Annotated in this window: 12 protein-coding genes; 8 read left to right on the plus strand and 4 right to left on the minus strand. The window is 65.4% G+C overall.

The features are described from left to right. Positions 1–68: 68 nt before the first annotated feature. The 4 genes from AWB80_RS04605 to AWB80_RS04620 all read left to right on the plus strand — a co-directional run bounded on the left by AWB80_RS04605 (position 69) and on the right by AWB80_RS04620 (position 3,718). On the plus strand, positions 69–461 hold the full coding sequence (locus AWB80_RS04605; protein WP_061173430.1) for a tautomerase family protein: 393 nt from the start codon (positions 69–71) through the stop codon (positions 459–461). Between the two features lie 28 nt (positions 462–489). Then, positions 490–861 (plus strand): GFA family protein, encoded by a 372-nt coding sequence (locus AWB80_RS04610; protein ID WP_061173559.1) that lies wholly within the window; start codon positions 490–492, stop codon positions 859–861. Between the two features lie 142 nt (positions 862–1,003). Then, positions 1,004–2,473, plus strand: a complete 1,470-nt coding sequence (locus AWB80_RS04615; protein ID WP_061173431.1) for an alkaline phosphatase family protein — start codon at positions 1,004–1,006, stop codon at positions 2,471–2,473. A gap of 261 nt (positions 2,474–2,734) precedes the next feature. Beyond that, the gene (locus AWB80_RS04620; protein WP_061173432.1) at positions 2,735–3,718 is read left to right on the plus strand and encodes a SphA family protein; all 984 of its coding nucleotides are present in this window, start codon (positions 2,735–2,737) and stop codon (positions 3,716–3,718) included. 2 nt (positions 3,719–3,720) lie between these two features. On the opposite strand, the gene AWB80_RS04625 is transcribed toward AWB80_RS04620, so the two are convergent. From AWB80_RS04625 to AWB80_RS04640, 4 genes are all read right to left on the minus strand, one after another. Further along, positions 3,721–6,315: a fused MFS/spermidine synthase gene (locus AWB80_RS04625; RefSeq protein WP_061173433.1), complete on the minus strand. Its 2,595-nt coding sequence runs from the start codon at positions 6,313–6,315 to the stop codon at positions 3,721–3,723. A gap of 81 nt (positions 6,316–6,396) precedes the next feature. Further along, on the minus strand, positions 6,397–8,064 hold the full coding sequence (locus AWB80_RS04630) for an arylsulfatase (protein WP_244206392.1): 1,668 nt from the start codon (positions 8,062–8,064) through the stop codon (positions 6,397–6,399). A gap of 22 nt (positions 8,065–8,086) precedes the next feature. Continuing rightward, positions 8,087–9,157 carry an HAD family hydrolase gene (locus AWB80_RS04635; RefSeq protein ID WP_208635604.1) on the minus strand — a complete coding sequence of 357 codons (1,071 nt, stop codon included), beginning with the start codon at positions 9,155–9,157 and terminating at the stop codon, positions 8,087–8,089. Next, complete coding sequence (locus AWB80_RS04640) at positions 9,129–10,274, minus strand: formylglycine-generating enzyme family protein (RefSeq protein ID WP_061173435.1); 1,146 nt, start codon at positions 10,272–10,274, stop codon at positions 9,129–9,131. The genes AWB80_RS04635 and AWB80_RS04640 overlap by 29 nt, the downstream gene beginning before the upstream one ends. A gap of 302 nt (positions 10,275–10,576) precedes the next feature. On the opposite strand from AWB80_RS04640, the gene AWB80_RS04645 reads away from it, so the two are divergent. Genes AWB80_RS04645 through AWB80_RS04660 form a run of 4 tightly spaced genes read left to right on the plus strand, consistent with a single transcriptional unit; the run spans position 10,577 to position 14,008 of the window. After that, positions 10,577–11,536 (plus strand): AAA family ATPase, encoded by a 960-nt coding sequence (locus AWB80_RS04645; protein ID WP_061173436.1) that lies wholly within the window; start codon positions 10,577–10,579, stop codon positions 11,534–11,536. An 18-nt stretch (positions 11,537–11,554) separates the two neighbouring features. Then, positions 11,555–12,517, plus strand: coding sequence for a DUF58 domain-containing protein (locus AWB80_RS04650; protein WP_061173437.1), 963 nt, complete (start codon positions 11,555–11,557; stop codon positions 12,515–12,517). Continuing rightward, positions 12,514–13,002, plus strand: a complete 489-nt coding sequence (locus tag AWB80_RS04655; RefSeq protein WP_061173438.1) for a DUF4381 domain-containing protein — start codon at positions 12,514–12,516, stop codon at positions 13,000–13,002. Before AWB80_RS04650 ends, AWB80_RS04655 begins: the two co-directional genes overlap by 4 nt. Further along, complete coding sequence (locus AWB80_RS04660) at positions 12,989–14,008, plus strand: vWA domain-containing protein (RefSeq protein WP_061173439.1); 1,020 nt, start codon at positions 12,989–12,991, stop codon at positions 14,006–14,008. The genes AWB80_RS04655 and AWB80_RS04660 overlap by 14 nt, the downstream gene beginning before the upstream one ends. The last annotated feature ends 1 nt before the right edge of the window (position 14,009 follow it).

The raw sequence follows: 14,009 nt of genomic DNA on the forward strand, positions 1-14,009 counted from the left end.
TCAATTTTCGGGATCGATAGCGCGGCGTAGAGTGGGATGCACCGATCCCGCTTCGAAGGAGAATCACCATGCCGCTCGTCAGAATCTCGCTCGTGAAAGGCAAGCCGCGCGACCACATCCGCGCGATCTCGGACGGCGTCCACGAGGCGCTCGTCGAAGCCTTCAAGGTTCCCGCCGACGATCGCTTCCAACTGATCCAGCAATACGATCGCGACGATTTCATTTACGATCCGGGCTATCTGGGCGTGGAACGAAGCGACGACGTCGTGTTCATTCACATCACCGCGAGCGACTGGCGCGACCTGGCGACCAAGAAAGCGTTCTACAAGACGCTGGCCGCGAAGCTCGCTGCATCGCCCGGCTTGCGGCCCGAGGACGTGATGATCGTGCTCGCGCCGAATCGCCGCGAAGACTGGTCTTTCGGACGCGGACTCGCGCAGTATGTGGAGGACGCGGCCTGAACCCGACACCAAGGGAGACACACCGACGATGAACCCGACCACCCTGAAAGGCGCATGCCATTGCGGCGCGGTCACCTTTGAAGCCGATACGCCGTCCGAGCCCGCCGTGCGCTGCAATTGCAGTCTGTGCAGGCGGCGCGGCGCGGTAATGTCGCCGCCGTTTCCCAGGGACCGGCTGCGCATTCTTTCAGGCGAGAATGAACTCGCGTTGTACGAGTTCAACACTCAGGTCGCGAAGCATTTCTTCTGCAAGCGCTGTGGGATTTACACATTCCATCAGACGCGATCGAATCCGGACATGTGGCGCGTGAACCTCGGCTGCATCGACGGCGTCGACGCGTATTCGCTCGACGCGCCCGTAGCGGACGGCGCGAGCCACTCCGTCGTCGGAAAGCCATAGCAGCGCCCCTTGTGAGTGAGGGTGCGGGAACGACATATGCTATTTCCCGGCACCCACGGGTCGTTCGCATTCGAACTCTTCAAACGCAACCGCGTTTTCCGGCGAACGGCGTTCGATAACAATACTCACATGGTGCGCCGGCATGGCTCAGAAACCCCCACACGAACCCGACGCGGTACGCCGCCGCCTGCTTGCCGCGCTCGCCAGCTCGGCCATGCTGTCTGCGTGCGGCGGCGGTGGCAGTGACGACGACTCCGGCGCTGTCACGCCGACGAGCACCATCGGCGACATTCCGCCTGACCGCGCGAATCTGCCGCGCCCCGCGTTACCCGCGCCGGCGACCTCGGGCATCGATCACATCGTGCTAGTCACGATGGAGAACCGTTCCTTCGATCACATGCTCGGCTGGGTGCCCGGCGTGGAAGGCGTGCAGGCGGGCAGGCAGTTCACCGACGCATTCGGCGCAACGCAACCGACATTCCCGCTGTCCGCCAATGCGGCCTTCGGCTTTCAGAGCTGCCAGTTCGCGGACCCCGATCACGAATACGACGCGGGCCGCACGCATCTCGCGAACGGCGCGATGAACGGCTTTCTGCTCACGCCCGATACGAACAAGACGCGCGGCGATCTGCTGCCGATCGGTTACTTCACGGGCAGCGACCTCGATTTCTATCGCCAGGCCGTCACGCAATACACCGTCTGCGATTACTACATGAGCGGCATTCTCTCCGATACGTTTCCGAACCGCGTCTATCTGCATAGTGGCGAGACGGACCGCCTGAAAGACACGCTCGACACATCGTCGCTATCGACGATCTGGGACCGTCTCGACGCGAAGAACGTGTCGTCGAAGTACTACTTCCACGACGTTCCGTTCACGGCGCTCTATGGCACGCGCTATGTCGGCCGCTCGAAACTTTTCGCCGAGTTCCTGTCCGATGCGGCGGGAGGCAATCTGCCGTCGTTCTGCATGGTCGATCCAAGTTTTGGCGGCGAGGCGAACGGGACCTCCAACGACGACCATCCGCATGCGGACGTGCGCAATGGTCAGGCGCTGCTCGGGCAGATCTACGAAGCGCTGCGCACGAGCCCGAACTGGAGCACGACGCTCATGATCATCGTCTACGACGAGTGGGGCGGCTTCTTCGAGCACGTCGCGCCGCCGGTCAAGTCGCTGTCGTCGGCGGAACAGAAGCTCGGCAACGATGGCCGCCTCGGCTTTCGCGTGCCCTGCATGCTGCTCGGGCCGCGCGTGCGCGCGAACAACGTCGCGCGCTATCCGTTCGATCCGAGTTCGATTCATCAACTGATCGCGTGGCGCTTCGGGCTCGATCCGCTGGGCGTGCGCGCGAGCGATCCGACGACGTTCAACATGGCCTACGCACTCGACCTGAGCGACGCGCCGCGCACCGATGCGCCGGCGCTCACGGTGGCGCAAGGACCGTTCGGCTTCGCATGCTCCAACACGCCTGCGGCCGGATCGGGAATCGGCACTGTCGACAATTCGCGGACGGCGAAAGCAGCGGAGGGCGCATCGCAGACGCCGACACCGGGCGGTCGTTTTGCCGATTTGCGCACCAAGGCGATGGCGCTCGGATTTCCGTCCGAGTGACGCTATGCGACGTGAGGCATTCTGCATAACGCATGCAATAAACCAATAAACAAGTGAAGACGTCCCTCATTGTCGCGCTTCGGAAACTCACGGTCGCCGATCGCGAATAGATGCTCGAGCGGTGCACCGATTGCAGGTTCCGGAATAATTTCAATTGCTCAGTCGAGCAGGCGCATGACCGGCCTGCCGCGCATGCCGCGCGCGCCTTTACAAAGCAGCTCAATTCCAATATTGCTGGAGGCAAGCTCGCGGAGGTGAAGCATGAGAAGTCAGTTGAGCCCACGACAGCGCAGGCCCCATGGACGCCTGCGAACGCTGGTCGTGGCAGCGGCGGCGCTGCTCGGCGCGGGCAGCGCGTCGGCGACGGAAGGCGCGCTCGGGCGGCCCGTCGCGGGAACGAGCGTGCTGTCCGGCGTGGGCATCGTGCCTACCGAACCGGTGTGGATCGCGAGCCTGGAGACGCTCTATCTCGATGGCTCGATCAGCAGCAACCGGCAAGTGCCGATCGCGGGCCAGCGCTCGCTCGGCCTGGAGGGCGAACTGTCGCTCACGCTCGCGAGCCTGCTGAAAGTGTGGGGCAGTTACGGTGGCTGGGCGTTCGCATCGGGCATCACGCTGCCTTACGTGTGGGAGAAAGTGTCGGGCACCTTCGCCGTCGGCCAGCTCACCCGCACGACGAGCGATCGCGCGTCGAATCTCTACGACATGCTCTTCACGCCGATCGAGGCCGGCTACCACTTCTCGGAGACCGATCACATCGCGTTGTCCTTCAACATCTGGGCGCCGACCGGCAACTATGAAGCGGGCGCGCTCGCGAATCCTAGCCTCAACAACTGGACCTTCGTGCCGCAGATCGCCTATACGAAGCTCGTGCCGAAGTACGGCCTCGAATTCGATGCGGTGATGGGCGTCCAGTTCTACACGAAGAACAACGCGACGAACTATCAGAACGCGCCCCTGTTCACGCTCGATGTGATGGGTCTGAAGAAGTTCGCGAACGGCTTCGGCATGGGCGTCGTGATGGGCACGGTGCAGCAGTTGGGCCACGACACCGGCCCGACCGCGGATCGGCTCGACGGCTTCGTCGGACACGACTTCACGGTCGGCCCGATCGTCACGTACGAGACCAAGCTCGGCGGCAAGGCCCCGCTGTCCGCGAGCCTGCGCTGGGTGCCTTCGGTCACGAGCACCAACCGGCTCAAGAGCACGAAGACCTTCATGGCGACGGCCACGCTCGTGTTCTGATTTCAGTTGGCGCTTCCGGTGCCGCCCATCACCCAGCGGTAATACGGATTCGCGCGATCGGCCCGCAGCACCGCGCCGATGTCACGCGTCCACGCATCGCGGTCGCCGCGATACGCATCCAGCCCCGCGCGATAGAACGCATGCAGCGTGCGGCGTTCGGCGGCGAGCGTGTCGGCGAACGCGGGGTCCGCGTTGATCAATGGCGGCTCGCTTTGCAGCGCGAGCATGTGCGCGAGCGTCGCCGCAAAATCGCCGCGACGAACCCACGGCGCGTATTCGATGCGCGGGTCGTCATCGGTGACGGGCGGCGCGTCTTCCGCGTAATAGGCGAGCGCGGAGCGATCCGCGACCCACGTCGCGACGAACGCTTCCGGCGACGCGATGCCGACTTCGCGCAACGCGCGCGCGACTTCCGGTTGCGCGAAGCGCGCGCGGATTCGCGGCACGTCGAGCGGCATCGGCTGCATCGAGCCGACCAGCATCATTTCGTGAAACTCCGTCGTCCACAGCGCCGCGTGCGGAAACACGCGCAGGAAGCTCTGGATCAGCGAGCGCGTCTGATCCTCGTTTTGCGTCGAGAGCGGCAGCCATTGGGCGACGATGCCGCCTTCGTTCAGACGCGCGGCCGCGAGCCGGTAGAAGTCCGTCGAGTACAGATTGACGACGCCGGCAGCCGATGGCGGCGGCGGCTCCAGCGTGACGAGATCGTAGCGCTCGGTGCGCGAGAGGAGTTCGCGACGACCATCGGCGACGCGCAGTTCGATGCGCGGATCGGCGCTCACGCCATAATTTCCGTCGAAGCGCGACGACGCGCGCACGACCGCGGGCAACAGTTCCGCGATCACGCGTTTATCGAGCGTCGGCCACGTGAGCAGCGCGCCGCCGGTAATGCCCGTGCCGAGGCCGATCACGAGCGCCGAGCGTGGCGTGCCTGCATGAATCATCAACGGCGCGAGCGCCTGAAGGCGCATGTAGCGGCGCGAGGTCATCGCATCGCCCGAGTTCGAGACGCCCTGAATATAGAGGCGGCGAAAGCGTTGCGCGCCGTCGCCTTGTTCGAGCACGGCGACCGTGCCGCCCGCGCCTTCCTCGTAATACGCGAGCGCCCCGCCGCGCGCCTGCGCGAGCAACGCGCCGAGCCGGTCGGCTGGCGTGACGACCGCGACGATGACAGACAGTGCCGCGATCGTCACACACGCGACGAGACCCGCGCGCCGCGCGCCGCCGCCGCTCAACGCCGCCGACAGACCGATGAGACCCGCCGCCACCGCGAGCACGCCGAGCGAGCGAACCAGCCCGAGCGACGGCACGAGCGCGAAGCCCGCGAACAGCGTGCCCGCGATGCCGCCTGCCGTGTTCAGCGCGAGCACGCGCCCGACATCCGCGCCGATGCCGGATTTCGCGTGCTGTACGTCGCCATTCGCGGCCATGCGCAGCGCGAAGGGGAAGGCGGCGCCGAGCAGCAGCGTCGGCACGAGCACGATGGCGCAGGCGGCGACCGCGAAGCTCGCGCACATCGACGCGAGCAGATTGCCGGTCGCGGCGAGCGCGAGTTCTGCCGCATGATGTTGCGCGGCCATGAGCCAGCCGCCCGCGCCCGCGACGCCGCCGAGCGCCGCGAGACCCGCCGCGCCGATCAATACGCCGAACGCGCTCCACGGATCGCGCACGCGGTCCGCGACACGCGCGGCGATGGCGCTGCCGAGCGCGAGCCCGACGAGATACGTCGCGAGCACGATGGAAAACGCGAAGCTGCGCGTGCTGATGAATTGCGCGATCGCTTGCGACCACACGACTTCGTAGCCGAGCGCGATGCCGCCCGCTACCGCATATAGCGCGACCGCGATGCGCGCCTGCGCGGCATCGGTAGCGCCTGGTGTATCGGTAGCCGTGTCCGCGCCGAAAGCCGGCCGCGCTTGACGCGAGACCGCCACCGCGCCCAGCGCCGCGACGGCGTTCAACCCGGCGGCCGCGAGCGCGCTGCCTTGCACGCCGAGCCAGGGAATCAGCACGAAGGCGGGCAGCAGTGCGCCGGTGATCGCGCCCGCGGTGTTGGCGGCATAGAGCCGCCCGCCCGCGCCGCCGATGTCCTGCCGCGATGTCGCGAGCGCGCGCGTGAGCACGGGCACCGTGCCGCCCATCGCGATGGCGGGCAGTCCGACGAGCAAGAACGGCAGCGCCCACGCGAGCGGCCCGGCGCTTGCCTGCAACAGCGCGAACGACGCGGCGCTGTGCGCGAGTGCCTGCGTCGCGCCGATGCCGAGCACGAGCGCCGCAACCTCCAGCGCGGCGTACAGCAGGAACGGCTGCGCGACGCGATCGGCAAGCCGGCCGAAGCACCATCCGCCGATCGCGAGTCCTGCGAAGAACGCGCTGATCGCGATCGTGACCGCCTGCACCTCGATGCCCACGACGAGCGTGAGCTGTTTCACCCACAACACCTGATAGATGAGCGCGGCCATGCCAGAGGCGAACAGCAGCAAGGCGGGCACGGCGCTTCTTCGCGCGACGCGCGTGTCCAGCGCGTGCGCGCGATGCGTCTTGCGCGCCGCACTGCGACGGGTCGATTTCGGATGGTCGGCGCTGAGATGGCTCATCGTGGAAACCGGCTCCTTATTGCGAGAAAACCCGCTGCGTCTTGCGATGCAGCGGGCGTGGTCGTCGAACGATTGCGCGGCTTACTTGCCGGTGCTCTCGATACTCTTCGTCAGCGCTTCGGTCATCTGGTCGATGCTGAAGCTCGACGGACGCTGGCTCGGCGGATATTGCTTGAACGTCGCGAGGAACGGCGCCACCTTGCTCACCGCATATTGCGACATATAGACGTTCTTGGTGCTCCAGTCGTAATACTGATCCGAGACGATATCGGCGCGCTCGTACGGGTCCATGCGCAGGTTGAACATCTTCGGTACGCGCAGGCAGGTGAACGGGTTCGCCCAGACCATGAAGCCGCCCGGCTCGCGCTGCTCGCAGAACACGAACTTCCAGTCGTTGAAGCGCATCGCGACCAGCATGCCGTCGTCGTTGAAATAGTAGAACTCGTGACGTGGCGCGTCCTTCGACTGTCCTGTCAGATAGGGCAGGAAGTTGTAGCCGTCGAGATGCACCTTGAAGGTCTTGCCGCCGATCGCCGCGCCTTTGAGCAGGCGATCGGCGATGTTGTTGTCGCCGGCGGCGGCCAGCAGGGTCGGGAACCAGTCGAGGCCGGACATCATCTGCCGCGACACGGAATTGGGCTTGATATGGCCCGGCCAGCGGATCAGCGCGGGCACGCGGAACGCGCCTTCCCAGTTGGTGTCCTTCTCGCTTCTGAACGGCGTGGTCGCGGCGTCGGGCCACGAGAACTGGTTCGGCCCGTTGTCCGTCGTATAGACGACGATGGTGTTGTCGGTCAGCTTGAGATCGTCGAGGGCCTTGAGCAGCTTGCCGACGTCGCCGTCGTGCTCGATCATGCCGTCCGCATACTCGTTGCCCGGCATGCCGCTTTGTCCCTGCATCGAAGGCCGCACGTGCGTGAAGAGGTGCATGCGCGTGGTGTTCATCCACACGAAGAACGGCTTGTCCGCCTTCGCCTGCTTCTGCATGAAGTCGATCGCGGCCTGCGTGGTTTCGTCGTCGATCGTTTCCATGCGCTTGGTGTTGAGCGGGCCGGTGTCCTCGATCTTGCCGTCCGCGAAGGAATGGATCACGCCGCGCGGCGCATTGGCTTTCACCCAGGCCTTGTCATCCTTCGGATAGTAAGGGCGCTCCGGCTCTTCCTCGGCGTTCAGGTGATACAGGTTGCCGAAGAATTCGTCGAAGCCGTGCTTGGTGGGCAGATATTCGTCGCGATCGCCGAGGTGGTTCTTGCCGAACTGGCCGGTCGCGTAACCGAGCGGCTTGAGCGCTTCGGCAATCGTGATGTTCTGCGGCTGCAAACCGACTTTCGCGCCCGGAATGCCGACCTTCGAAAGCCCCGTGCGCAGCGTCACCTCGCCCGTGATGAAGGTCGAGCGGCCCGCCGTGCAACTGTTTTCCGCGTAGTAATCGGTGAACAGCATGCCTTCGCTGGCGATGCGGTCGATGTTCGGCGTCTCGTAACCCACCACGCCCTTGCTGTACGCGCTGATGTTGGTCTGCCCGATGTCGTCGCCGAAGATCACGAGGATGTTCGGCTTCTTCGAACTCTGGTTGTTCTGCTTGTTCTGTGCCGCGGGCGCTGCCTGCTTCGCGGGCGCGGCGGGCTTGGGGCTCGTCTGCGTCTGCGCGGTCGAGATGATCGGCGGGACGATCAGCACGCAGATCGCCGCGATGGCGGCAAGCGCCCCCGTGATAAAGCGCATGCGTCGAAGATTCGGCTTTGTCATTATTGCTCTCCCAGAGATACCGCTACTGCCCCGTGCCCGGCGGATAGATCACGTTCCAGTCGTCCTTCATGCTCACGACGATCCAGCCTTTCGCGCGCGCTTCGTCCCACGCGCGATCGAGTTTGCCGACCTTCGATTGCCGGTCGTAGGCGAACTCGCGCGCCGCGTCGTCGTGATGCACGATGAGCGCGAGGTGCGGTCCCGCCTGCGCCGCCGTGTACTGCAGCATTTCCAGGTCGCCGTCCGAGTTGCCGAACGCGAGCAGCGGCCGCCGCCCGATGTTGCGATAGATGCCGACGGGTTTGCCCGGACCGTCATCGACGAAATCGAGCTTCGGTTCGCGCACGAGCACGGGCTTGCCGTCGCGCGTTTCGAACTTCACGCGCTGGCTGGAGCCGATCACTTGTTCCGGCGGAATGCCGTAGACGCGCTCAGCGAACACGCGCATGAACTCGATCGTGCCGCCCGACACGATGAACGTCTTGAAGCCGTTCGTGCGCAGGTACGCGAGTAACTCCAGTTGCGGCTGATAGACGAGCTCGGTGTAGGGCCGCTGAAACTTCGGATGCTTCGCCGTTGCGAGCCATGCGCGGATCGCGCGATCGTATTCGTCGACGGTCATGCCGCTGTTCGCGATCGCGACGAGCTTGATCAATTCCTTCTGCTGTCCCGCGAGCGCCGCCTGATCGTGCGCGGCGAGGGCTTGATAGGCCGGATTGTTGCGCCATTCGGGATGTTTCGGCGCGGCGGCCTTCACTTCATCGAGCAGGAACACGAACTGGAAATAGAGCGGCTGCTCGCTCCACAACGTGCCGTCGTTATCGAACACGGCGATCCGCTCGGCGGGCGGCACGTAAGAGGGCGAGCCCTCGCGCGTGACGTCGTCGACGAATTTGATGATGGCTTCGCGCGCCGGTCCTTCGCGCCACGAAGGCAGGACCGCGATCGCGGCGGGACGGGTTTGTGCGCTTTGTGCGCTCGCAACGTTCGCCGTGTCGCCGGGGCTCGCGCATCCCGCGATGACGCACGCGGCGAGCAGCGTCGTCAAGAGCACGAGGAGGCGCTCAGCGCGCTGCCGTATCGATCGGTGCATGGCCATGAGTCCGATCCCACACGTCCTTGTCCATCACGAGCCGGAACCCCAGATGCGACATGCTGTTATAAGGGTCCGTGCCGCGTCGCGCGCTCGGGCGATAGCTCAGGCAATAGGCTTCGTTGCACAGGAACGAGCCGCCGCGCGTGACGCGCTTGGGCGCCTGCACCGGCACGCCGGGATCGGCGGGGTCCCACGAATCGGACGGGCCCTTCGGCTCGTCGACGACACCACCGACCGACGCCTCGCGACGAAACTGATCCGCGCGATACCAGTCGGCGGTCCACTGCCATGCGTTGCCGGTCATGTCGGAGAGGCCATAGCCGTTGGCCGGAAAGCTGCCGACCGGACTCGTGCCCGCCGCGCCGCCGGCCTTCGCGTTGACCACGGGGAAGGGCTGCGGCTGCTGACCTTGCCACACGTTCGCCATCTGCTTGCCGTCGGGCGTGAACTGGTTGCCCCACGCATAGGTGGCCTGATCGAGACCGCCGCGCGCGGCGAATTCCCATTCCGCTTCGGTGGGCAGACGTTTGCCGGCCCACTTCGCATAAGCCTCGGCATCCTCATACGACACCTGCACGACGGGATGATCGTCCTTGCCGTCGATGTTGCTCGCCGGTCCGGTCGGATGCCGCCAGTCCGCGCCGGGCACGAAGCGCCACCAGCGCGAGAAATCCTGCAACGGTACCTGTTCCGGCGTGCCGACGAACACCATGGCGCCAGGGACGAGCGCGCTGCCCGGCGGGCGCGGCGTGCCGGGCGGCAGTTGCACCTTCAGCGTCTCCCAGTCGGGCTTTTTCTCGGCTGTGGTGACGTAGCCGGTCGCGTCGACGAATTTGCGGAACTCCGCATTCGTCACGTGATGCTCGTCCATCCAGAAACCGTGAATGCGCGCCTTGTGCGCAGGACGCTCGTTCGCTTGCGCGAGCTTGCTGTCGCTGCCCATCAGAAACTCGCCGCCTGGCACCCACGCCATGCCTTTCGGCCCCTGCGCGCCGTCGCCGAGCACGACGCGGATCTGCGGCTTCGCGTGTTCCGTCATCGCCCGACTCACTGCATAGCCGACGAGCGCGGGGCACAGAAGCAGCAGCACGGCCCACAGCGCGATGCGGCGCATACGCGCCCCTTGCCGGACGATGCCTTGCCTGCCCTTCGTTGATGGCCCCACCATATGCGTTGCTCCACTTGCGCTGCGACGATTTCATCGACGCGATTCGGTCTCACCAATATACGAACGCCTAGCCGAATTCAATCTTTTTTTCGCGAGAAAAACTGCATTGCAGTGCGCATGAAATTTCATAAAACGAAGCAATGCGATGCTTTGACGAAAGCGCGCGGCTCCAGTAACTTGTGGCTCACGCGGGCAGGCAGCCTTGCGCGCCGCCAACGAGATGGATGCACCATGGGGAAAAGCCAGTCATGCGCGATACCATCCGGCGTTTCGAAGCGAGCATCGGGCAAGCGGTCGTGGGGCAGGAAGCCGTTGTGCGGCAGATCCTGATCGCATTGCTCGCCGACGGCCACGTACTGCTCGAAAGCCTGCCGGGCCTCGCGAAGACGCGCACCGTGAAGGCCATCGCCGCGCGTCTCGCCGCGACCATGAAGCGCATCCAGTTCACGCCCGATCTGCTGCCTTCCGATATCACCGGCGGCGAAACGTTGCTTCAATCGGGCACCGAGCGCACGCTCGCGTTTCAGCCCGGCCCCATCTTCGGCAATCTGATACTCGCCGACGAAATCAATCGCGCGCCCGCCAAGGTGCAATCGGCGTTGCTCGAAGCAATGGAAGAGCGGCAGATTTCGGTCGCGGGCAAGACGCATGCGATGCCCGATCTCTTTCTCGTCATGGCGACGCAGAATCCGATCGAACAGGAAGGGACGTATCCATTGCCCGAAGCGCAGATGGACCGCTTTTTGTTGAAAGTGCTGATCACGTATCCGTCGCCGCAGAGCGAGTGCGAGATGCTGCGTCTCTTGCGGCGCGAGACCGAAGGCGAACAGACGCACTTCGAAACGCTCTCGCAGCAGGACATCTTCGCGGCGCGCGAGGCGGCGCGGCGCGTGAGCGTCGCTGCCGCCATCGACGAATACATCGTGTCGCTCGTGAATGCGACGCGCCAAGGCGCGGCCATCGATGCCGATCTCGCCAGATGGATCGAAGTGGGCGCGAGCCCGCGCGGCGCGATCGGGCTGGATCGCGCGAGCCGCGTGCATGCGTGGCTCGACGAGCGCGCGTTCGTCACGCCCGACGATGTGCGCGCGGTGATTCATCCGGTGCTGCGTCATCGCCTGCTGCTGTCCTACGACGCCAGCGCCGACGACATCAGCGCGGACAAGGTCATCGACCGGCTGGTGGAAAAGGTCGCCGTGCCGGCTTGATCGCAGAGGAACGTTTCGATGACGGCGAGCGCAGAGGATTCGATCGGAAGCGTGTATGTCGATGCCGCGCATCTCATGCGGCTCGAACTCCGTGCGCGCGGCCTGAGCTTTGTTGCGCCCGCGCCGGTGTCGAGCATTCTGTCGGGCCGTCACGCATCGCGCATGCGCGGGCGCGGTCTCAACTTCGAGGAACTGCGCGGCTATCTGCCCGGCGACGATATCCGTCATCTCGACTGGCGCGTGAGTCTGCGCACCGGCAAGCCGCATGTGCGCGTCTACACGGAAGAGCGCGATCGTCCCTTGCTCGTGATGGTCGATCAACGCATGAGCATGTTCTTCGGATCGAGCCGCGCGTTCAAATCGGTCGTCGCGGCCGAAGCTGCCGCGCTCGCCGTATGGATGGGCTTCGCAGCGGGCGATCGCGTCGGCGGCGTCGTCTTCGGCGACGATGAAGTCGTGCGCGTGCGGCCCTTGCGCAGCCGCACGCGTATCGAGATGCTGTTCGGCGCGATGGCCCGCATGAACCGCGCGCTCGCGGCCGACAGTCCCGCGCGCACGAACTACGCGCAACTGAACGCCGCGCTCGAAGGCGTGCTGCAGATCGCGGGACATGATTATCTCGTGTGCATCGTGAGCGACTTCGCGGGCGCCGACGAACGCACGCGCCAGTTGCTGCGGCAACTCGCGGCGCACAACGACGTGATCGCCGCGCTCGTCTTCGATCCGATGTGGCAGCGCATGCCGGAGCATCGCGCGCTCGTCGTGAGCGAAGGGCGCTTGCAGGTGGAATTGCGCATCGAGAAGGAACGCGTGCGTGAGCCGCTCGCGAGTCTCTTCAAAGGACGCGCGGCCGGAATCGCCGATTTGCTGCGCGCGAGCGGCGTTCCGTTGATGGCGATATCGACGGCCGAGCCTGTCGTGGATCAGGTGCGCAGACTGTTCGGCGAACGGCCGCGTCATGCAATGGGCAGCGGACTATGAATGGCACGCTGCAATCCTTGCGTGAGTTGCCATTGCCCGCGCCGGTTTCGTATGCGCCGCAGACCGTCGGCTGGGTGTTCGTCGCCTTGCTGTTGATCGTGGCGGCGCTGGTCATCGCTTGGTTCGCGTGGCGGCGTCATGAGAAGTCGCGTTACCGGCGCGAGGCGTTGATCGAACTCGCGCGCATCGAAGCGAAACTGGACGATGCCGCCACGCGTGCCTCGGCGCTTGCCGAGATCGCGCCGCTCATCAAGCGCACGGCGCTCGCGGCCGCGCCGCGCGAGCGCGTCGCCGCGTTGAGCGGCAGCGCATGGCTCGCGTATCTGAAGCAAACGCACGGCTCGTTCGACGACGAAAGCGGCGCGCTGCTCTACAAAGCAAGCTATGCGCCGCGCGAACAACTCGCCGTCATCACGCTGCAACAGGCGCGAGGTCTCGTCGAGGCCGCGCGCGACTGGATCGGCCATCATCATGTGGAAGTTTGAGTTTCCGTGGATGTTCGCGCTCCTGCCGCTACCGGTGCTGGTGTGGTGGCTCGTACCCGCGTACCGCACGACGGCGTCGGCAGTGCGCGTGCCGTTCTTCCAGGAAATGGCCGAAGCCGCCGGAGAAAAGCCCGCGCCCGGCGGCGTGCGCCTGCGCCGCAACGGCCTGCAACGCGTGCTGACGCCGCTGCTCTGGGTGCTGCTGTTGATCGCGGCGGCGCGGCCCGTGTTCGTCGAAGCGCCCGTGACGCGCGACATGCCCGCGCGCGATCTGCTGCTTGCGATCGACTTGTCGCAGTCGATGAGCGAACGCGATTTCATCGACACCGCCACCGGCGAGCGCATGGATCGCCTGAGCGCGGTGAAGCACGTGGTCGCTGATTTCATCGCGAAGCGCAAGGGCGATCGCATCGGGCTCGTCGTGTTCGGCGATGCCGCGTATCCGCAGGCGCCGCTCACGCTCGATCACGACAGTGTGCTGATTCTGCTCGACGCGATGCGCATCGGCATGGCGGGGCCGCGCACGGCGATCGGCGATGCGATCGGCTTGTCCGTGAAGCTGATGGAGAACACGCCCGCGCAGGAGAAGGTGCTCGTGCTGCTCACCGACGGCAACGACACCGCGAGCGCGATTCCGCCCGAGCAGGCGGCGCGCATCGCGAAGCGGCACGGCATCGTCGTGCATACGATCGGCATCGGCGATCCGGACACGCAGGGCGAGGACAAGGTGGATCTCGACGCGCTCGCGCGCATCGCGAAGACCACGGGCGGCAGCGCGTTTCGTGCGCTCGGCCGCGAGCAGGACCTGGCTGACGTGTATGCCGCGATCGACAGGTTGACGCCCGAGAAGATCAAGCGCGAAATCTATCGCCCGCAGCGCGAGTTCTATTGGGTGCCGCTTGCGCTGGCCGTGTCGATATTCACGCTGTATCACGTGCTCGCGTATCTCATCGCGCTGCTGCGCGCCCCGCGCCGCGCGCTGCCGATGGACGAGGCGGAGGCCTGAT

Origin of the sequence: Caballeronia pedi (assembly GCF_001544915.2) — a bacterium.
Lineage (GTDB): Bacteria > Pseudomonadota > Gammaproteobacteria > Burkholderiales > Burkholderiaceae > Caballeronia > Caballeronia pedi.

What these genes read in the sequence shown, in the direction of transcription:
- AWB80_RS04610 (WP_061173559.1), top strand. Translation starts at nt 490, where the DNA reads ATGAACCCGACCACCCTGAAAGGCGCATGCCATTGCGGCGCGGTCACC.
- AWB80_RS04660 (WP_061173439.1), top strand. Translation starts at nt 12,989, where the DNA reads ATGTGGAAGTTTGAGTTTCCGTGGATGTTCGCGCTCCTGCCGCTACCG.
- AWB80_RS04655 (WP_061173438.1), top strand. Translation starts at nt 12,514, where the DNA reads ATGAATGGCACGCTGCAATCCTTGCGTGAGTTGCCATTGCCCGCGCCG.
- AWB80_RS04650 (WP_061173437.1), top strand. Translation starts at nt 11,555, where the DNA reads ATGACGGCGAGCGCAGAGGATTCGATCGGAAGCGTGTATGTCGATGCC.
- AWB80_RS04615 (WP_061173431.1), top strand. Translation starts at nt 1,004, where the DNA reads ATGGCTCAGAAACCCCCACACGAACCCGACGCGGTACGCCGCCGCCTG.
- AWB80_RS04645 (WP_061173436.1), top strand. Translation starts at nt 10,577, where the DNA reads ATGCGCGATACCATCCGGCGTTTCGAAGCGAGCATCGGGCAAGCGGTC.
- AWB80_RS04630 (WP_244206392.1), bottom strand. Translation starts at nt 8,064, where the DNA reads ATGACAAAGCCGAATCTTCGACGCATGCGCTTTATCACGGGGGCGCTT.
- AWB80_RS04620 (WP_061173432.1), top strand. Translation starts at nt 2,735, where the DNA reads ATGAGAAGTCAGTTGAGCCCACGACAGCGCAGGCCCCATGGACGCCTG.
- AWB80_RS04640 (WP_061173435.1), bottom strand. Translation starts at nt 10,274, where the DNA reads ATGCGCCGCATCGCGCTGTGGGCCGTGCTGCTGCTTCTGTGCCCCGCG.
- AWB80_RS04635 (WP_208635604.1), bottom strand. Translation starts at nt 9,157, where the DNA reads ATGCACCGATCGATACGGCAGCGCGCTGAGCGCCTCCTCGTGCTCTTG.
- AWB80_RS04605 (WP_061173430.1), top strand. Translation starts at nt 69, where the DNA reads ATGCCGCTCGTCAGAATCTCGCTCGTGAAAGGCAAGCCGCGCGACCAC.
- AWB80_RS04625 (WP_061173433.1), bottom strand. Translation starts at nt 6,315, where the DNA reads ATGAGCCATCTCAGCGCCGACCATCCGAAATCGACCCGTCGCAGTGCG.